Annotated in this window: 15 protein-coding genes and 3 tRNA genes; all 18 read left to right on the top strand. The window is 59.7% G+C overall.

What is annotated here, in order from left to right:
• The first annotated feature begins 127 nt into the window (after nt 1-127).
• On the top strand, nt 128-1,138 hold the full coding sequence (locus AC1D2P_RS10125) for an aspartate-semialdehyde dehydrogenase (RefSeq protein WP_046026894.1): 1,011 nt from the start codon (nt 128-130) through the stop codon (nt 1,136-1,138).
• 208 nt (nt 1,139-1,346) lie between these two features.
• Nucleotides 1,347-3,986: a motility hub landmark protein FimV gene (locus AC1D2P_RS10120; protein ID WP_477757602.1), complete on the top strand. Its 2,640-nt coding sequence runs from the start codon at nt 1,347-1,349 to the stop codon at nt 3,984-3,986.
• A gap of 246 nt (nt 3,987-4,232) precedes the next feature.
• Nucleotides 4,233-5,057 carry a tRNA pseudouridine(38-40) synthase TruA gene (gene truA, locus AC1D2P_RS10115; protein WP_046026892.1) on the top strand — a complete coding sequence of 275 codons (825 nt, stop codon included), beginning with the start codon at nt 4,233-4,235 and terminating at the stop codon, nt 5,055-5,057.
• 63 nt (nt 5,058-5,120) lie between these two features.
• Entirely contained in the window at nt 5,121-5,741 is a 621-nt protein-coding gene (locus AC1D2P_RS10110; protein WP_223524032.1) for a phosphoribosylanthranilate isomerase, read from the top strand.
• A 207-nt stretch (nt 5,742-5,948) separates the two neighbouring features.
• Nucleotides 5,949-6,869: an acetyl-CoA carboxylase, carboxyltransferase subunit beta gene (gene accD, locus AC1D2P_RS10105; protein ID WP_109785877.1), complete on the top strand. Its 921-nt coding sequence runs from the start codon at nt 5,949-5,951 to the stop codon at nt 6,867-6,869.
• Nucleotides 6,866-8,173 carry a bifunctional tetrahydrofolate synthase/dihydrofolate synthase gene (gene folC, locus AC1D2P_RS10100; RefSeq protein ID WP_477811414.1) on the top strand — a complete coding sequence of 436 codons (1,308 nt, stop codon included), beginning with the start codon at nt 6,866-6,868 and terminating at the stop codon, nt 8,171-8,173. The genes accD and folC overlap by 4 nt, the downstream gene beginning before the upstream one ends.
• A complete protein-coding gene (locus tag AC1D2P_RS10095; RefSeq protein ID WP_046026888.1) occupies nt 8,157-8,813 on the top strand; it encodes an SPOR domain-containing protein in 657 nt (218 codons plus the stop codon). The genes folC and AC1D2P_RS10095 overlap by 17 nt, the downstream gene beginning before the upstream one ends.
• A 278-nt stretch (nt 8,814-9,091) precedes the next feature.
• A complete protein-coding gene (locus AC1D2P_RS10090) occupies nt 9,092-9,652 on the top strand; it encodes a CvpA family protein (protein ID WP_109785875.1) in 561 nt (186 codons plus the stop codon).
• A gap of 41 nt (nt 9,653-9,693) precedes the next feature.
• On the top strand, nt 9,694-11,199 hold the full coding sequence (purF, locus tag AC1D2P_RS10085) for an amidophosphoribosyltransferase (protein WP_046026886.1): 1,506 nt from the start codon (nt 9,694-9,696) through the stop codon (nt 11,197-11,199).
• A gap of 79 nt (nt 11,200-11,278) precedes the next feature.
• Entirely contained in the window at nt 11,279-12,490 is a 1,212-nt protein-coding gene (locus tag AC1D2P_RS10080) for an O-succinylhomoserine sulfhydrylase (protein ID WP_109785874.1), read from the top strand.
• Nucleotides 12,487-13,263 (top strand): SDR family oxidoreductase, encoded by a 777-nt coding sequence (locus tag AC1D2P_RS10075; protein WP_077430531.1) that lies wholly within the window; start codon nt 12,487-12,489, stop codon nt 13,261-13,263. The genes AC1D2P_RS10080 and AC1D2P_RS10075 overlap by 4 nt, the downstream gene beginning before the upstream one ends.
• Before the next feature lie 158 nt (nt 13,264-13,421).
• Nucleotides 13,422-13,497: transfer RNA gene (locus tag AC1D2P_RS10070), tRNA-Val, on the top strand.
• Between the two features lie 55 nt (nt 13,498-13,552).
• Nucleotides 13,553-13,629, top strand: a tRNA-Asp gene (locus AC1D2P_RS10065).
• A gap of 92 nt (nt 13,630-13,721) precedes the next feature.
• A tRNA-Asp gene (locus AC1D2P_RS10060) sits at nt 13,722-13,798 on the top strand.
• 399 nt (nt 13,799-14,197) lie between these two features.
• Nucleotides 14,198-14,707 (top strand): sigma-70 family RNA polymerase sigma factor, encoded by a 510-nt coding sequence (locus AC1D2P_RS10055; protein WP_046026883.1) that lies wholly within the window; start codon nt 14,198-14,200, stop codon nt 14,705-14,707.
• Nucleotides 14,704-15,654: a FecR domain-containing protein gene (locus tag AC1D2P_RS10050; RefSeq protein WP_477757601.1), complete on the top strand. Its 951-nt coding sequence runs from the start codon at nt 14,704-14,706 to the stop codon at nt 15,652-15,654. The genes AC1D2P_RS10055 and AC1D2P_RS10050 overlap by 4 nt, the downstream gene beginning before the upstream one ends.
• Nucleotides 15,655-15,721: 67 nt before the next feature.
• Nucleotides 15,722-18,145, top strand: a complete 2,424-nt coding sequence (locus AC1D2P_RS10045) for a TonB-dependent receptor (RefSeq protein ID WP_223524038.1) — start codon at nt 15,722-15,724, stop codon at nt 18,143-18,145.
• Nucleotides 18,146-18,505: 360 nt separating this feature from the next.
• Nucleotides 18,506-19,882, top strand: a complete 1,377-nt coding sequence (locus AC1D2P_RS10040; protein ID WP_109785872.1) for a diaminobutyrate--2-oxoglutarate transaminase — start codon at nt 18,506-18,508, stop codon at nt 19,880-19,882.
• Nucleotides 19,883-19,982 lie beyond the last annotated feature (100 nt).

The raw sequence follows: 19,982 nt of genomic DNA, 5'->3' as shown, positions 1-19,982 counted from the left end.
CCAAACCTGTAGGAGCCGAGCTTGCTCGCGATGAGGCCGGAACAGGCACCGCAGATCCCAGCCGAATTGCCTGTACGTCACCCACCCGGTAAAGTGCCGCTCCCCCCGTTTCGCCAGAGGTAGAACCATGACCCAGTCCTTTGATATCGCCGTGATCGGCGCCACCGGTACTGTCGGCGAAACGCTGGTGCAGATTCTTGAAGAGCGCGATTTTCCGGTCGGCAACCTGCACTTGCTGGCCAGCAGCGAATCCGCCGGGCACTCGGTGCCTTTTCGCGGCAAGAACGTGCGGGTGCGGGAAGTCGACGAATTCGATTTCAGCAAAGTCCAATTGGTGTTCTTCGCGGCCGGGCCGGCGGTGACGCTCAGCTTCGCCTCTCGCGCTAGCGCTGCCGGTTGCTCGTTGATCGACCTGTCCGGTGCGTTGCCGGCCGATCAAGCGCCGCAAGTGGTGCCGGAAGCCAATGCCGAGGTATTGGCCACCCTGAAAAAGCCATTCCAGGTCAGCAGCCCAAGCCCTTCGGCCACCACACTGGCCGTGGTGCTGGCGCCATTGCTCGACGTGATCGACCTGCAGCGGGTCAATGTGACCGCCAGCCTGGCGGTCTCCGCTCAAGGCCGCGAAGCGGTAACAGAGCTGGCCCGGCAAACCGCCGAGTTGCTCAACGTGCGTCCGCTGGAGCCGACATTCTTTGATCGGCAGATGGCCTTCAACGTGTTGGCCCAGGTCGGCAAGCCGGATGAGCAAGGCCATACGCTGCTGGAAAAACGCCTGGTGCGTGAGTTGCGTCAGGTCATGGCGCTGCCTTTATTAAAGATTTCCGCCACTTGCATTCAAGCCCCGGTGTTTTTTGGCGATAGCTTTAGCGTGACCTTGCATTCCGCGAGCGCTGTCGACCTGACGAAAGTCAACGCAGCCCTTGAAGATGCACCGGGAATCGAGTTGGTAGAGGCGGGCGATTATCCGACTGCCGTGGGCGATGCGGTGGGGCAGGACGTGGTGTATGTCGGTCGGGTTCGCAGTGGAGTCGACGACCTGTCGGAACTTAATTTGTGGCTGACGTCAGATAACGTACGCAAAGGCGCTGCGCTCAATGCTGTGCAGGTGGCTGAATTGTTGATAAAAGACCAGCTGTAAAAGATACTTGGCAACAATTCGCAGAATGATTCTAGCCGAGCGCTATGCTTGGCCGCAGTGCTGAAAGAAAGCCTCCGTGCGGGGCTTTCCGGGGCAGACAAGAAATGATCGCGCGCGGTGACACTTCAGCGCTGCGCGCAACGCCTTACGGCAGCGACTATCAAGACCTTCTCGCTGGCCGAGGAATGTTCAAACAAAGGATGAGGCTATGGTTCAAGTTCGCAAACTGGTGTTAGCAATTGCGGCCGCCTCGGCGCTGTCCTCTGGTATGGCGCATGCCCTCGGGCTCGGGGAATTGACCCTGAAGTCGACGCTGAACCAACCCTTGGTGGCGGAAATCGAGTTGCTCGACATCAAGGACCTGACGGCGGCCGAAGTGGTGCCGAGCCTGGCCTCGCCTGAAGATTTCGCCAAGGCCGGTGTCGACCGTCAGGCATTTCTCAATGACTTGACCTTCACGCCGGTGCTCAACGCCAGCGGCAAAAGCATCCTGCGTGTGACCTCCAGCAAACCACTGTCCGAACCCATGGTGAAATTCCTGGTTCAGGTGATGTGGCCGAACGGTCGCCTGCTGCGCGATTACAGCGTGTTGCTCGATCCGTCCAAATTCTCGCCGCAGACCGCCGAAGCGGCTGCGCAGCCAGCGCCGACTCCATCAGTCACCGCGCCAGTGACCGGAGCCACTGCGGCGGCTCAGCACACCACCACTGCGCACGATACTCTGTGGGAGATCGCTGCGAAGGCGCGCAATGGCGGCTCGGTCCAGCAAACCATGCTGGCCATCCAGGCGCTGAATCCGGATGCCTTTATCGATGGCAACATCAACCGATTGAAAACCGGTCAAGTGCTGCGCATGCCCGAGCAGGCTCAAGCTACCAGCCTGCCGCAGCCAAAGGCGATTGCCGAAGTGGCCGCGCAGAACAAGGCGTGGCGCCAGGGGCGTCGCTATGTGGCCAAGCCCGGAGCGGGGCAGCAGCAACTCGATGCCACCAAGCGTGGTAGCGCAGACACCGGCAACGCACAATCCACCAAGGACAAGTTGAGCCTGGTCTCGGCCGAATCCGGCAAGGCGGGTGCCAAAGGTGCTGCGGGCGATGCCAAGAATCTGAGCAACAAACTGGCGATTACTCAGGAAAGCCTCGACACGACCCGTCGTGACAATGCCGAACTGAAAAGCCGCATGACCGATCTGCAAAGTCAGCTGGACAAGCTGCAAAAACTGATCGAGCTGAAGAACAATCAACTGGCCAAGATGCAGGCCGTTGGCGCCGCGGGTGCACCTGCGGCGACCGCTCCGGCCATGTCTGCCGAGCTGGCCGCCAACCCTGCGACGGCACCTGCTGAAGTCGCCCCGGCGCCAGAAGCCGCTGCCGCTCCTGCACCAGCACCTGCTGAAACGCCAATCGAGCCTGCACCGGCCGTCTCGGACGATCAGAAATTCAACGAACTGCTGACCAATCCGATCCTGCTGGGTCTGATCGGCGGTGGTGCGGTGGTGCTTGCGCTCTTGCTGTTGTTGCTGGCGCGTCGTCGCAAAGCTCAGCAAGAAGCCGAGAAGCATCTGCGCATGGCCCGTGCATTGTCCGAAGAACAGGACCTGTCCTATGGCAACGACCTGCCGGAAAGCAGCTTTGAAGGCCTGGAAGTTCCACCGCCCAGCGTAAAACTCGCCACGGCGCCGACGCCTGCTCCTGCTCCTGTTCCTAAAGCAGAGCCTGCTCCAGTGGTTGCGCCCGTTGTGATGACGACACCGATCGCAGCACCCCTGGTGTCGCCTGCCGCCGAGCGTGATGACGATGTGCTGAGCAAAGCGCAGTCGCACATCACGGCCGGTCGTCTGAACCAGGCTGCTGCGTTGCTGGAAGACGGCATCAAGCAAGAGCCACAACGCAGTGATCTGCGTCTGAAGCTGATGGAAGTGTATGGCCAGCAAGGCGACCGCGATGCGTTCGTGGGTCAGGAGCGTCAACTGGTCGCCAACGGCGACAACTTCGCTCAGGTCGAAAAGCTCAAGGCTCGTTTCCCGGCCATGGCCCTGGTTGCCGCAGGTGGCCTGGCTGCCGCGGCTATCGCTGCGGAACTGGATGCGCAATACGTCAAGGACCTGCTGCTGGACGAGCCGCAAGCCCCGGCGGCTGCCGATGACGACTTCGACAGCGCTTTCGATTTGAGCCTGGACGATCTGGAGGCAACCTCCCCGGCGGTGGTTACGCCAGAAGAAGACACGTCGACCGAGCTGGAAGAGTTCCCGCTGGATGACGACTTGAGCTTTGAATCGGTGTTGCAGCAGCAAACCGAAATCAAGGAGAACCTCGACGACCTCGCGGACTTCGATCTGGACATGGACCTGGGGGCGGATCCGTCGCCGGCGATCCTCGCTGAAGACGACTTCCTGCTGGATCTGAGCCTGGACGAAGGCCTGAAGGATCTGCCGGTTGTACCTGAAGTGCCGCAGGATGACCTGGAATTGCCTGCCGACTTCGACCTGTCGCTGGCTGATGAAATGGACGCGGCTCCGGCACCGACTCCGACCGTGGCAGGCCTTGACGAACTTCCGGACGCCTTCGAGGCTGAGCTGGATGACGTCAACGCCGAGCTGGATCGTCTGTCCCAGAGCATTGGCGAACCGAGCTTTACCGCAGAGGACGCGATGGCCTCTGCAGGCGACGAGCCGGACTTCGACTTCCTCTCCGGTACGGATGAGGTCGCTACCAAGCTCGATCTGGCTCAGGCCTACATCGACATGGGTGACAATGACGGCGCACGGGACATCCTCAATGAGGTGGTGACCGAGGGTGATGCCGGGCAGAAGAGCGAAGCCAGGGAAATGCTTTCGCGTCTGGCTTGAGTGGTCGCTGCGCAGTAAACAAAACGGCAGCCCGGTGAGGCTGCCGTTTTTGTTTGCGTGATGAGCTGGGGGCTCTATTGTTTCGCGCGTTATGTGGTTGTCTATATAGCGAGGCTCGCACGTGTAGTGCAGCGGCACAAAAGACACGCGCCTCTGGCGTCCCGGTCCAGCCGCCTTATAATGCCCGCCTTTGCGCACATCAGCAGGCTGCACCCCTTGGCAAATATAGATAATCCGGCCGCCGAAATGGCGGCCGACGGCTTTTTCCGCGTCGCACTGGGCGTTGAATACAAAGGTTCGCGTTATCGCGGCTGGCAGCGCCAGGCCAGCGGCGTGCTCACGGTTCAGGAAACCCTTGAGAACGCCTTGTCCAAAGTCGCCGACTCACCGGTGTCGCTGCTCTGCGCCGGGCGTACGGACGCTGGCGTACATGCGTGTGGTCAGGTGGTGCATTTCGATACGCAGGTCGAGCGTTCGATGAAAGCCTGGGTGATGGGCGCCAATATCAATTTGCCCCACGATGTCAGCGTCAGTTGGGCCAAGGTCATGCCGGCGCATTTTCATGCGCGATTCAAGGCTATCGCCCGACGTTATCGTTATGTGATCTACAACGATCAGATCCGTCCGGCACATTTGAACGACGAGATCACCTGGAACCACCGCCCGCTAGACGTCGAGCGCATGGCCGAGGCGGCGCAGTATCTGTTGGGTACCCACGATTTCAGTGCGTTCCGTGCAGGTCAGTGCCAAGCCAAATCGCCGATCAAGGAACTGCATCACCTGCGGGTCACGCGTCACGGCAAGATGATTGTGCTGGACATCCGCGCCAGTGCATTTCTGCATCATATGGTGCGCAACATTGCTGGCGTGCTGATGACCATCGGCGCCGGCGAGCGTCCGGTGGAGTGGATGAAGGAAGTGCTGGAAAGCCGCATTCGCCGTTCCGGCGGGGTCACGGCGCATCCGTTCGGCCTGTATCTGGTGCAGGTCGAGTACCGCGATGAGTTTCAATTGCCCGAGCGTTACATCGGCCCACACTTCCTGACCGGTTTCACGGAACTTGACGGCTGACGCCCTCGAATGCATTTGTTACCATCCGGGACTTCCCCGGATTTACCCTGAGGTTTTATCGACATGTCAGCCGTTCGCAGCAAGATTTGCGGGATTACCCGCATAGAAGATGCGTTGGCGGCGGTCGAGGCGGGGGCCGATGCCATCGGGTTCGTGTTCTATGCCAAAAGCCCGAGGGCTGTGACGTTCCAGCAGGCGCGCGACATCATCAGGGTGCTGCCGCCGTTCGTCACAACCGTGGGGTTGTTCGTCAACGCCAGTCGGTGCGAGCTGGGTGAGTTGCTCGACGCCGTGCCGCTGGACCTGTTGCAGTTCCATGGCGATGAAACGGCTGCCGAGTGTGAAGGGTGGAACCGGCCGTACATCAAGGCGCTTCGGGTCAAGGCGGGTGACGACATCGCGGCGGCCTGCGATGCGTTTCCTACGGCCAGCGGTATCTTGCTTGACGCTTATGTCGAAGGCATTCCCGGTGGAACCGGTGAGGCGTTCGACTGGTCTCTGATACCGCAGGGCTTGAGCAAGCCAATCATTCTGGCGGGCGGTTTGACGCCTGAAAACGTCGCCGAAGCGATTGCCCGGGTCAAGCCTTACGCCGTGGACGTCAGCGGCGGGGTAGAGGCGAGCAAGGGCATCAAGGATCACGCAAAGATTCAGGCATTTATAGAAGCGGTGCGTAGGAGCTAGGTTGATGTGACGGCTGGCAGACTGCCGCCGTCCATAACTTCACTTGCACAAAGCAGGCACGGCTGAGGATGTTTCGGGTTGTACGCAGGTCGCGTTTCGCTGACCCGGCCACTCGATCAATCATCGCCACACACATGAATTTAGCTCAAGGGCATACGCGGGGCTGCGAACAAAGCGTTCGAGCCGCCGGTACTGGAGAAAGAAAGCATGAGCAACTGGTTAGTAGACAAACTGATCCCTTCGATCATGCGTTCCGAGGTCAAGAAGAGCTCGGTGCCTGAAGGTCTGTGGCACAAATGCCCGTCTTGCGAGGCTGTGCTGTATCGTCCGGAGCTGGAAAAGACCCTGGATGTTTGCCCCAAGTGCAACCACCACATGCGTATCGGCGCCCGCGCCCGCATTGATATCTTCCTTGATGCCGAAGGCCGTGCCGAACTGGGTGCGGACCTGGAGCCGGTTGACCGTCTGAAGTTTCGTGACGGCAAGAAGTACAAGGATCGCCTGACCGCTGCCCAGAAGCAGACCGGCGAAAAAGACGCACTGATTTCCATGAGCGGCACATTGCTGGGCATGCCAGTCGTTGTTTCGGCCTTCGAATTCTCCTTCATGGGCGGTTCGATGGGCGCCATCGTCGGTGAGCGCTTCGTTCGCGCCGCCAACTATGCGCTGGAAAACAAGTGCCCAATGATCTGCTTCGCCGCTTCCGGTGGTGCGCGGATGCAGGAAGCCTTGATCTCCCTGATGCAAATGGCCAAGACCTCCGCGGTACTGGCGCGTCTGCGTGAAGAAGGCATTCCGTTCATCTCCGTGCTGACCGACCCGGTTTACGGGGGCGTTTCTGCCAGCCTGGCGATGCTCGGTGATGTGATCGTCGGTGAGCCCAAAGCCCTGATCGGTTTTGCCGGCCCGCGTGTAATCGAGCAAACCGTGCGTGAAAAACTGCCGGAAGGCTTCCAGCGCAGTGAGTTCCTGCTGGAGCACGGTGCCATCGACATGATCGTTCACCGTCAGGAGCTGCGTCCGCGCCTGGGCAACCTGCTGGCGCAAATGATGGGCCTGCCGACGCCGAAATTCGTCGCTGCGCCAATCGAGCCGATCGTGGTTCCACCGGTACCTGCCAACCTATGACCCAACGTACCCTTGGCGAGTGGCTCGCCTACCTTGAGCAGTTGCACCCTTCGGCCATCGACATGGGCCTGGAGCGCTCGCAACAGGTAGCGTCCCGCATGGGACTGGGCAAGCCGGCGCCTCGGGTGATTACGGTCACCGGCACCAACGGCAAGGGTTCTACCTGCGCATTTGTGGCCTCGTTGCTACGGGCGCAGGGCCTGAACGTCGGTGTCTACAACTCTCCGCACCTGCTGCGTTACAACGAGCGGGTGCAGGTCAATGGCGTCGAAGCCACGGATGCCGCGCTGTGCGAAGCCTTCGCGGCTGTCGAGGCCGGCCGTGGCGATACTTCCCTGACGTATTTCGAAATGGGCACCCTGGCAGCGTTCTGGCTGTTTCAACAGGCCGGGCTTGATGCCGTGGTGCTGGAAGTCGGTCTGGGTGGGCGTCTGGACACGGTCAACGTGGTGGATGCCGACATGGCGCTGGTCACCAGCATCGGCGTCGATCATGCGGACTATCTGGGAGATACCCGTGAGTCCGTGGCTTACGAAAAAGCCGGCATCTTCCGCCAGGGCGCGCCTGCGCTGTGTGGCGATCTGAATCCTCCACAACCACTGCTGGACAAGGCGCGCGAGCTGGCTTGCCCGTTTTACCTGCGTGGGCGTGATTTCGACCTCGGCATTACCGATCACAACTGGCAATGGCGCGGACTTGATGCGCAGGGGCGCGCCGTGGAATTGCGTGATTTGCCCTTGCTCGATCTGCCAATGGAAAACGCTGCGCTGGCGTTGCAGGCCTACTTGTTGCTGGGTTTGCCGTGGGTGGATGCACAGATTGTCGATGCCCTGAAAGCGACGCGGGTAGTCGGTCGTCTCGATCGTCGGCAGTTCGACTGGCAGGGCAAGCGCCTGAACCTGTTGCTGGRCGTGGGCCATAACCCGCATGCCGCCGAGTACCTGGCTCGCCGTTTGGCCAGTCGACCACCAGCCGGCAAGCGTCTGGCGGTGTTCGGGTTGCTGGCTGACAAGGATCTGGATGGTGTTGTCGGTGAATTGAATGCTAGTGTCCAGCATTGGGCTGTGGCGCCGCTGGATTCGCCGCGCGCCCGTCCGGTCGCTGATTTGCACAAGGCGTTGAAGAGCCTTGGTGCTTGCGTAACATCTTATGCAAGTGTGGCCGCCGCGCTGGAAGGTCAGTGTGCGCTGGCGACGAGCGACGACGAGATTCTGTTGTTCGGATCATTTTATTGTGTCGCCGAAGCCCTTGAATGGTTGGCTCGGCGCTCCACGGAGGAAGCGGCAAATGGCATTGCTGGATAAGGCCTACAAACAGCGTATGGTTGGCGCTCTGGTGCTGGTGGCGTTGGCGGTGATTTTCCTGCCGATGCTGTTTTCCCGGCAGGATGAGCAGCGGCAGGTGACGGTCGATGCGCCGGCTGCGCCGCAGGCGCCGGCAATGCCGCAAGTTCAGGTCGAACCTGTGGTGGTGCCTGAGCCGCAAGCGCTGCCTCAAGAGCCTGTGCCGAGCGATGATGAAATCGCTCAGCAAGAAGTGCCTTCGGCACCTGTTGCGCCGGTTGCCCGTGTAGCCCCTGCGCCTGTGGCCAAGCCGGCTCCGGTGCCTGCTTTGGCCGCCAAGCCTGCTGCCGCGCCGTCGCAGCCTATCTCGGCAGCGCCGGGCAAGCCTGACACCACGCAAAGCCGTATCGACGCCAACGGTCTGTCGGTCAGCTGGTCGGTTCAGGTGGCGAGTCTTGCGAGCCGAGAAAATGCCGAAAGCCTGCAGAAAGACCTGCGCAGTCAGGGCTACAACGCTTACATCCGATCCTCTGATGGCAAGAATCGAGTGTTTGTCGGTCCGCTGATCGAGCGCGCCGAAGCCGACCGTCTGCGTGACTTGTTGGACCGCCAGAAGAAGCTCAAGGGCTTCGTCGTGCGCTTCCAGCCTGAGCGCGGTTAACGAGCGACCAATCGACTCTTTTTGTAGCAGCTGCCGAGCCTGCGAGGCTGCGTCCGGCGGCGCAGTCGTCGTAAAACCTGCTTGTACGGTGTACCTGATACACCGAGTTGCCTGATTTTACGGCTGCTGCGCAGCCGGACGCAGGCTTCGCCAGCGGCTACATTGCTAAGCGCGGTTAAATACTATCGCCCCGATTTGAAATGCACTGACAATCGCAGCTTACCGATAAGCATGGGCTCTGCTAAAATGCGCCGCCTTATCCGTCTGTAGGCTGCACTGTGCCATTTACCTGGGTTGACTGGGCGATCGTTGCAATCGTCGCCATCTCCGCATTGATCAGTCTGAGCCGCGGCTTCGTCAAAGAAGCGCTGTCGCTGGTGACCTGGATCATCGCAGGAGTCGTTGCCTGGATGTTCGGTGGTTCATTGTCCGAGTACCTCGCCGGATACATTCAAACGCCGTCGGCTCGTGTGATCACGGGCTGTGCCATCATGTTTGTCGCCACGTTAATCGTGGGCGCAATGATCAATTATCTTATCGGCGAGTTGGTACGCGTCACCGGGCTTTCCGGGACCGATCGATTCCTCGGCATGGCCTTCGGCGCCGCGCGTGGCGTGTTGCTGGTGGTCGTGGCGGTCGGGCTGTTGAGCCTGGGGCCGGTACAGCAGGACGGGTGGTGGAAAGAGTCACAGCTCGTGCCAAAATTTCTATTGGTCGCTGATTGGTCCAAAAACCTGATTCTCGGGTGGAGCAGTCAGTGGCTTGCCAGCGGTATCAGCGTACCCGCTGAGATACCGTTCAAGGAGCAACTCTTGCCGATGGCCAAAACGCCTCAGTGAGTGTTGTTCAGTTCAGATCCATTAAGTAGGGGTTGCGTCGCATGTGTGGCATCGTCGGTATCGTCGGTAAGTCGAACGTCAATCAGGCGCTGTATGACGCGCTAACCGTGCTCCAGCACCGCGGCCAGGACGCTGCCGGTATCGTGACCAGCCATGATGGCCGGTTATTCCTGCGCAAGGACAACGGCCTGGTGCGTGACGTGTTCCATCAGCGTCACATGCAGCGCCTGGTCGGCCACATGGGCATTGGCCATGTGCGTTACCCGACCGCGGGCAGCTCGACGTCGGCCGAAGCTCAGCCGTTCTACGTCAACTCGCCTTACGGCATCACGTTGGCGCACAACGGCAACCTGACCAACGTTGAACAGCTGGCCAAGGAGATTTACGAATCTGATTTGCGCCACGTCAACACCAATTCCGATTCGGAAGTGCTGCTGAACGTGTTCGCTCACGAACTGGCCCAGCGCGGCAAGTTGCAGCCAACCGAAGAGGACGTGTTCGCCGCCGTCACCGACGTGCACAACCGTTGTGTGGGTGGTTACGCGGTCGTGGCGATGGTGACCGGTTACGGCATCGTCGGTTTCCGTGACCCGCACGGCATCCGCCCGATTGTCTTCGGTCAGCGTCATACCGACGAAGGCGTCGAGTACATGATCGCCTCCGAAAGCGTCTCCCTGGACGTACTCGGTTTCACCCTGATTCGCGACCTTGCACCAGGCGAAGCGGTCTACATCACTGAAGACGGCAAGCTGCACACCCGTCAGTGCGCGACCAACCCGTCCCTGACTCCGTGCATCTTCGAACACGTCTACCTGGCGCGTCCGGATTCGATCATTGACGGCGTTTCTGTCTACAAGGCTCGTCTGCGCATGGGCGAGAAGCTCGCCGAGAAGATCCTGCGCGAGCGTCCTGAGCACGACATCGACGTGGTCATCCCGATCCCGGACACCAGCCGTACCGCGGCCCTGGAGCTGGCGAACCACTTGGGCGTCAAGTTCCGCGAAGGCTTCGTGAAGAACCGCTACATCGGCCGGACCTTCATCATGCCGGGCCAGGCCGCACGGAAAAAGTCCGTACGCCAGAAGCTCAATGCCATTGAATTGGAATTCCGCGGCAAGAACGTCATGTTGGTGGACGACTCGATCGTTCGCGGCACGACCTGCAAGCAGATCATCCAGATGGCTCGCGAAGCCGGCGCCAAAAACGTCTACTTCTGCTCCGCCGCACCGGCCGTTCGCTACCCGAACGTCTACGGCATCGACATGCCGAGCGCCCACGAGTTGATCGCCCACAACCGTTCGACTCAGGACGTTGCCGACCTGATCGGCGCTGACTGGCTGATCTATCAGGATTTGCCTGACTTGATCGAAGCCGTCGGTGGCGGCAAGATCAAGATCGACAAGTTCGATTGCGCGGTGTTCGATGGCCAATACGTCACCGGCGACGTCGACGAGGCTTACCTGAACAAGATTGAGCAGGCACGTAACGATGCCTCCAAGGTCAAGACGCAGGCAGTCAGTGCGATCATCGATCTGTACAACAACTGAGTTTCTACCGGCCCTGAGGGGCCGGTTTTGTATCTACTAAAGACTCTCTATATCAAGCAGCAAGGCAAGGAGTGTGAGCATGAGTCAGGATTGGGATGCCGGTCGGCTGGACAGCGACCTCGAAGGCGTAGCGTTCGATACCCTGGCCGTTCGTGCCGGTCAGCACCGTACGCCGGAAGGCGAACACGGCGATCCGATGTTCTTCACTTCAAGCTACGTATTCCGTACCGCTGCCGACGCGGCTGCGCGGTTTGCCGGTGAAGTGCCGGGCAACGTTTATTCGCGTTACACCAACCCGACGGTGCGTGCGTTCGAAGAGCGCATTGCTGCGCTGGAAAGCGCCGAGCAAGCTGTGGCCACGGCCACCGGCATGGCTGCGATCATGGCGGTGGTGATGAGCCTGTGCAGTGCGGGTGATCATGTGATCGTTTCGCGCAGTGTGTTCGGTTCGACCATCAGCCTGTTTGAAAAGTACTTCAAGCGCTTCGGCATCGAAGTCGATTACGTGCCTCTGGCGGACTTGTCCGGTTGGGATGCGGCAATCAAATCCAACACAAAGTTGCTCTTTGTCGAGTCCCCATCCAACCCGTTGGCCGAGCTGGTGGACATCGCCGCGCTGGCGCAAATCGCACACGCCAAAGGCGCGATGCTGGTGGTCGACAACTGCTTCTGCACCCCGGCGTTGCAGCAGCCGCTGAAGATGGGCGCGGACATCGTCGTGCACTCGGCAACCAAGTTCATCGACGGTCAGGGCCGTTGCATGGGCGGTGTGGTGGCCGGTCGTAGCGAGCAGATGAAAGAAGTGGTCGGTTTCCTGCGTACTGCCGGGCCAACCCTGAGCCCGTTCAACGCCTGGATTTTCCTCAAGGGCCTGGAAACCCTGAACCTGCGGATGAAGGCGCATTGCGCCAACGCCCAGCAACTGGCCGAGTGGCTGGAGCAGCAGGACGGTATCGAGAAAGTCCATTACGCCGGCCTCAAGAGCCACCCGCAGCACGAGTTGGCGTTGCGTCAGCAGAAGGGTTTCGGTGCGGTGGTCAGTTTCGAGGTCAAGGGCGGCAAAGACGGCGCTTGGCGCTTTATCGATGCGACCCGTCTGATTTCGATCACTGCCAACCTCGGTGATACCAAGACCACGATTACCCATCCAAGCACTACCTCTCATGGTCGTCTGGCGCCGCAAGAGCGTGAAGCGGCGGGCATTCGTGACAGCCTGATCCGTATTGCGGTCGGTCTCGAAGACGTGGCTGATCTGCAAGCCGATCTGGCACGCGGGTTGGCAGCCTTGTGATCGAGTTGTCCACGCCGACCTCCGGGTCCAATGGCCGAGTGGCCTTGGTCACCGGTGCCGCGCGCGGTATCGGTCTGGGAATCTCGGCATGGCTGATCAGCGAAGGCTGGCAGGTGGTGCTGAGCGATCTTGATCGGGTGCGTGGTTCGAAAGTGGCGAAAGTGCTCGGCGACAATGCCTGGTTTATCGCCATGGACGTCTCGAACGAAGGGCAGGTGGCACTGGGTGTTGCTGAAGTGCTGGGGCAGTTCGGGCGACTGGATGCGCTGGTCTGCAACGCGGCAGTGGCCGAGCCGCACAACATTACGCTGGAAAGCCTCGATCTGGCTTACTGGAATCGTGTGCTGGCGGTGAACCTCAGTGGGCCGATGTTGTTGGCCAAACACTGTGCGCCGTACCTGCGCGCTCACAGCGGCGCGATCGTCAACCTCGCCTCGACCCGTGCCGGGCAGTCGGAACCGGATACAGAGGCTTATGCAGCGAGCAAGGGCGGTTTATTGGCCCTGACTCACGCATTGGCGATCAGTCTTGGGCCGGAGATCCGCGTCAATGCGGTCAGCCCTGGCTGGATCGACACGCGCGATCCTTCGGTGCGACGTGCCGAGCCGCTGACGGATGCCGATCATGCCCAGCATCCGGCGGGCAGGGTAGGGACGGTCGAAGATGTCGCGGCGATGGTGGCCTGGCTGTTGTCGAAGAATGCCGGCTTTGTCACGGGCCAGGAGTTTGTGGTCGATGGCGGCATGACCAAGAAGATGATTTACAGCGAGTAGTTCCAGCGGACCCATGACAGACAGGGCTTGAGGTTGAAGGCGCTGGTTGTCAGTGCCGCAGGAATTGACACGATTTTGTCTTTTTCAGAAAAACTTCAATCCTGCTATTGACTTAGGTTCGGTACCTGCGTAAATTTCGCGGCCTCGGAGATGCAAACGGGTGATTAGCTCAGCTGGGAGAGCGTCTGCCTTACAAGCAGAATGTCGGCGGTTCGATCCCGTCATCACCCACCACTTCCGAGAGTCTTGCGAAAGCAAGATGGAAGCTGTAAAAAGCCTCCACCGACGCGCAGCGGTAGTTCAGTCGGTTAGAATACCGGCCTGTCACGCCGGGGGTCGCGGGTTCGAGTCCCGTCCGCTGCGCCATATTTTCCGAGTCAGATTTATCTGGTTCGAGATTGAAAAGCTACTGAGTTTTCAATCAGAGGAGTTACTTGGGCGAAAGTCCAAAGCGATACGCAGCGGTAGTTCAGTCGGTTAGAATACCGGCCTGTCACGCCGGGGGTCGCGGGTTCGAGTCCCGTCCGCTGCGCCATATCTGCTTCAAGGCCCACTGAACGCCTTGAAGCTACGAAGAAAGATGCTGGTAAAGCCAGTGACTGCTTCGAGTCGATAGCAAAGACCCTGGTCGAAAGACCGGGGTTTTTTGTGTCTGCGATTTGGCTTTGTCTCCTTCCCGTCATCCTCATGGATCCGCATCTGCCGGCCAAGCGCGAGCGCTCAGTGAGCTCCGATCCCTCTCGAAAATCTCTCCCCCCCTTTTTTTAATCCGCCGCCCCGATGAATCGGCGCCTGCGCGGCCGAATTGCCTTTCCGGCACTAAACAATTCAAGCATTTACTCGGTGCAATTTGCACAAAGGACTTGGTGTGGCGCCTCAACACAAATTAGAATGAATCTCATTTAGAATATTTCTTCGCGCAGGGTTTCTTTAGATGAGTGATGTAGCTACGCCGCCGGAGCAAACCTTCCACGACCTGTACCGCGACCACCGTGGCTGGCTCGAAGGCTGGTTGAGACGACGCATGAGTAACGGCAGCGATGCGGCAGATCTGAGTCAGGATACCTTTGTGCGGTTGCTCGCCAGCTCCCAACGCATCGCCGATCTGCAAGAACCTCGCGCCTACCTGGCGACCGTCGGCAAGCGGCTGCTGACCAACTTCTACAAGCGGCGCAGCCTGGAGCAAGCCTATTTGTCTGCTTTGGCATTACTCCCTGAGGACTGTGTGCCGTCCCCTGAGCAGCGCTGGATGCTATTGGAAACCCTGCAAGCCCTGGATGAATTGCTCGATGGATTGGCGCGGCCGGTAAGGCGGGCGTTTCTCTGGAGCCAGTTGGAAGGCCTGGGTTATCAAGAAATTGCCGAGCGATTGCAAGTCTCGGAGCGCACGATCAAGCGCTACATGGCTCAAGCCTACGAACATTGCCTGTTGGTGGAGCTGTGAACGGTTCGGCACCTTCGGCTCAAGCCCGACAAGTCGTGCGGGCCGCCGCGCAATGGCTGGCCCTTATGGAATCCGGCTGCGCCAATGAGCGGGACCGGGCACAGCTGCAGAGCTGGCGCGACAGCCATTCCAGTCACGAACAGGCCTGGCAGAAAGCGCAACTCTTGCGCCAACGCTTTGCAGAACTGCCATCGGCCCTTTCCATGGCCAGTCTGGACCGGCCGCAAACCAGTCGACGTACAGTGCTCAAGCGCGCCGTCGGGGCGGTAGCTTTGGTGCCGGCCGCGTGGCTGATCAGTCAGCAATTGCCCCTGGATGTCTGGAGTGCCGACCTGCGGACCGTCACTGGGGAAAGCAAAAAAGTTCAGTTGGCTGATGGCAGCTCTCTGCAGTTGAACACCGCCAGCGCCGTCGATATCGACCTGAAGAACCGGCGTCTGAAACTGGTGGAAGGCGAAATCGCACTGAATGTACCCGGGACTTCGCCGCTGACGATCCTCACGCGCTTCGGGCAAGTGGTCGTCGGTCAGAGCGAAGTGTGCGTTCGTCAGGGGCAGGCGGGCTACAAGGTGTCAGTACTTAAAGGCACCGTGCAGTTACAGCCCCTGCGCGGGCCGGTCTTTTCATTGCGCGGCGGCCAGCAAGTCAGCCTTCAAGCGGCGGGTGCCGGCGCTGTGGAGCCATTCGACGTGCTGGCCCCAGGCTGGCGTGACGGTGTGCTGATGGCGCAGAACCAACCCTTGGGGGATTTTTTGCGCGAACTCAGTACCTATCGTCCAGGCGTATTGCGTTGGGAGCCAGAACTGGAATCGCTGCGCATCACTGGCAGTTTTCGCCTGGAAGACACCGATCGCATCCTCGCGCTGCTAGCGGCCAGCCTGCCGCTGGAGGTGCATTCGCGTACGCGTTACTGGGTAACGCTGGTGGCGCGCAAAAATAATGTTTAAAGCGTGTCCCCTTTTTTCGCGCCGCTTGTCATTCAAGGCAAGTGAAACGAAATCAGAGAGATTCTCAATGCCTGTAGTGATGCCTTGTAGTACGCGTCTGGCTCCGTCCCGGTTGCGCCCCTTGTTGCACTTGAGTCTGTTGTTGAGTCTGAGTGCCTGTCCATTGTTTATCACTGCCGGTTGGGCCGAAGACGCGCCGCGCCGCAGCTATCAGGTGCCGGCCGGTAGCCTCGGCGCGGCGTTGACCCGTTTCGCGGGGCTGGCCGGGGTCAATCTGTCGGTGGACCCGGCACTGGTGAGGGGGCGCACCAGCCCTGGTCTTTCCGGCGACTTCGCGGTGGAGGAGGGCTTCACCCAGTTGCTACAGGGTTCCGGTCTGCAACTGCAGCCGGTGGGTGAACAGGCGTACATGCTGACCCCGGCGCCAACGGGCAGCGGCCTGCAACTGGGCGCTACCTCTATTTTCGCTGCTGCGGACACGGCGCACGGTGATCCGTATGCTGGCGGGCAGGTCGCGCGCCTTGGGTCGCAAGGCTTGCTGGGCTCCAAAGACTTCATGGAAACGCCGTTCAGCGAGACCACCTACACCAGTGAAACGGTCAAAAACCTGCAGGCTCGTACCTTGGGTGACCTTATCGCCAGCGATCCCTCGGTTCGCGCCACCAACCCGGCGGGTGGGCGGTATGAGCAGTTCACCATTCGCGGGCTTAGCCTGTTCAATAGTGATGTCTCCTACAACGGTCTCTACGGCGTCTTGCCGACTTACACGATCGATATGGAAATGGCCGACCGCGTCGACATCCTCAAAGGTCCGAGCCAGCTCATCAACGGCATCTCGCCGCGGGGTAGCGTGGGTGGAGGGATCAACGTGGTGCCCAAACGCGCCACCGATGCACCCATTACGTCGTTCACCACCAACTATGCCTCCAACAACCAGGTCGGCGGGGCCGTGGATGTCGGCCGGCGCTTTGGTGAAGGTGACATGTTCGGCGTTCGCTTCAACGGCGTGAAGCAGTCCGGCGACACCGAGTGGGATCATCAGAGTGTCGACCGTGACATGGCCGTGCTGGGCCTGGATTTTCGCGGTGAACGCCTGCGACTTGCGACGGACGTCGGGCATACCGAGCGTGATACCGACGCCCCGCAGGAGCGTGTGCAGGTGGGCGCCAAGGCGCAGGTTCCGCATGCAAGCGAGGTTCGCAGCAACTACGCGCAGCCATGGAGCAAGGCGCGTACCAGGGATACCTTCGGGACGGTGACCGGCGAATTCGATGTCAGCGACGCCGTCATGCTGTATGGCGGTGTGGGCGCGCGCAGGAGTGATCATGATTTTCTCCGACACGCCGTATCGGTCACCAACAACGCGGGTGATTTCAGCGTTCTGCCACGTGACTTCACCCGTGACGAAAATGTCCGGACGGCCAATGCCGGGGTGCGCAACTGGTTCCATACCGGCCCGGTGAGCCATGAAGTGAATCTGGCTGCCAGCTATTTCTACATGGACTTTGAAAATGGCGGCGCCCGTTATGCCGCTGCCCCCAGCAATATCTACAACCCCGTGCAAACACGGACGCCGATCACCCCCACGCGATTCGATCCGAAGGTGTATACCGAGAACCGCTTTAGCAGCATGGCGTTATCCGACACGTTGGGTTTCTTCGATGATCGAGTGCTACTGACCCTCGGCGCCCGCTGGCAGCGAGTGCAGGTTGACGACTGGTCGGATGATGTCAAAGGCGACACGGCCTATGATGAAGAAAAGGTTTCTCCGTCGGGCGGCATCCTGTTCAAGGCAACCGATAAACTGTCGCTGTATGCCAACTACATGGAAGGCTTGAGCCAAGGCAAGATTGCGCCGTCGACCTCGGTCAACGAGGACGAGATCTTCCCGCCGTTCATCAGTCGGCAGGTCGAGGTCGGTGCCAAGTACGACGCGGGTGCGTTCGCTATCACCACTGCAGTGTTCCGGATCAAGCAGCCGGCCTATGAGACCAACGCCATAACGCGAGTGTTCGGTCCGAACGGCAAACGCGAAAACAACGGTGTGGAAGTCAGTGTGTTCGGTGAGCCGCTCAAAGGTTTCCGCCTGCTCGGTGGCGTCATGTACATCGACAGCGAATTGACCAATACCGCCAACGGCACCTTTGACGGCAACCGCGCTCCTGCCACGCCGGAATACAACGTCAGCCTGGGCGCCGAGTGGGATGTACCGAGCGTGCAAGGCCTGACCCTGACCAGCCGCAGTATCTATTCCAGTTCGCAGTATCTGGACCAGTCCAATGACAAGGAAATCGATGCCTGGACGCGCATCGACGTCGGCGCGCGCTACGCCTTCAAGGTCGAAGAAAAGAACATCACCCTGCGTGCCAATGTCGAGAACGTGGCCGACAAGCGCTACTGGAGTTCTGCCGGGGCCTCGGATGACAGCGAGCCGGGATTGACGCTCGCGACCCCACGTACCTACCTCCTTTCAGCGACCGTCGACTTCTGAGTCGATCAACCGCGCGCTGCGCCACAGGGAAGGGCGCCGCCGGGTTGTGTTCATGAATTGATTCCTGCAGAGAAAGAAATGCTCGCCCATCTGATGTGAATGACCCATTGCGATACTTTTCTACAAGTTAGCGCCTGTTGCAGGGTATTAAAAAGTTGTCATTTTTATAATAAAAGCATGGCCGGATAATGGCACTAATGATCGTTTCTCAGGTTTTTATAACTTGGGATTTTGTGTGCGCGAGCGATTTTAATAGCTGACTGGCAAGCTATGTAAGTTTTCAAAAAATGGCGAGCAAGTAGTTGCGTTAATTTGCAAATGAGAATAATTTGCATATCGAAACTTATCGAGGATAAACCGATGTTGAATGATGGCGTATTGCACTCTAACCCTTTGCAAAAAACCAATGCCGACTATCTGGCTCGACAAAGCAAGTTTGAATCCAATGTGCGCAGTTACCCGCGCAAGTTGCCGCTGGCAATTGCCAAGGCGCATGGAGTCTGGGTGACTGACGTCGAGGGTAAAACGTACCTCGACTGCCTGGCCGGCGCCGGCACTTTGGCTTTGGGGCACAATCACCCGGCCGTCATGGCCAGCCTCGACAGCTTCCTTGCCTCGGGCCTGCCGATGCATACCCTGGACCTGACCACGGTAGTCAAGGACGCCTTTTGCGAAACCCTGCTCAGCCTGTTGCCAAACCAGGGCCGCGATTACTGCCTGCAATTTTGCGGGCCGTCCGGGGCGGACGCGGTGGAGGCCGCACTGAAACTGGCCAAGACCCACACCGGGCGCAATAACATCATCAGTTTCTCGGGGGCCTACCATGGCATGACCCATGGCGCCCTGGCCCTGACCGGCAATACCGCACCGAAAAATGCCATTGCCAGCCTGATGCCCGGGGTGCAGTTCATGCCGTACCCTCACGAATACCGTTGCCCGTTGGGCATTGGCGGTGAGCCCGGGGTAGAGGCCTTGACCCACTATTTCACCCAGTTCATCGAAGACGTCGAAAGTGGCGTGTCGTTGCCGGCGGCAGTCATTCTTGAAGCGGTGCAGGGGGAAGGTGGGGTCAACTGTGCTCCAGTGAACTGGCTGCGGGCGATCCGCGAGGTGACGCGCAAGCACGGCATCCTGCTGATCCTCGACGAAGTGCAGACCGGTTTCGCCCGCACCGGCAAGATGTTTGCCTTCGAGCACGCCGAGATCGAGCCGGACCTGATCGTCATGTCCAAAGCGCTCGGTGGCGGTTTGCCTATGGCGGTGCTGGGCATTCGTCGTGAGTTCGACGCCTGGGAGCCAGGTAATCACGCTGGCACCTTCCGCGGCAATCAGATGGCCATGGCTGCCGGGCTGGCCACGTTGCAGGTGTTGCAGCAGCAACACGTCGCCGCTCAGGCCGAGCGCCGTGGCCAGTGGCTCAAGGATCGGCTGATCGAGTTGCAAACGCACTATCCGGCCCTTGGCCAGGTGCGCGGTCGTGGCCTGATGCTGGGCATCGAGATCGTCGACGAGCGCGAGCCGGCTGATCGCCACGGGCATTTCCCGACGGACCCGGCGCTGGCCGTGGCCATCCAGCAGCAGTGCTTCAAGCAAGGTCTGTTACTGGAGCGCGGTGGGCGCAAGGGCAATGTCATCCGCTTGTTGCCGCCATTGATTATCGACGATGAACAATGCCAACAAGTGATACAGCGTTTTGATAACGCTGTGGCCGCTGCGTTATTGCAGTTGCGCCCTTGAATGAATCAATCGACGCTGAATGGTTAATTCCTCGAGTTGCAGTTTGATGATGTTGGCGTAAGTCACTTTTATCGTCATCCAGTTTTTTAAAAGGCTTAGC

Source organism: Pseudomonas sp. P1_F1_2, from assembly GCF_056405815.1.
This window is presented reverse-complemented; position numbering and strand designations above follow the sequence as displayed.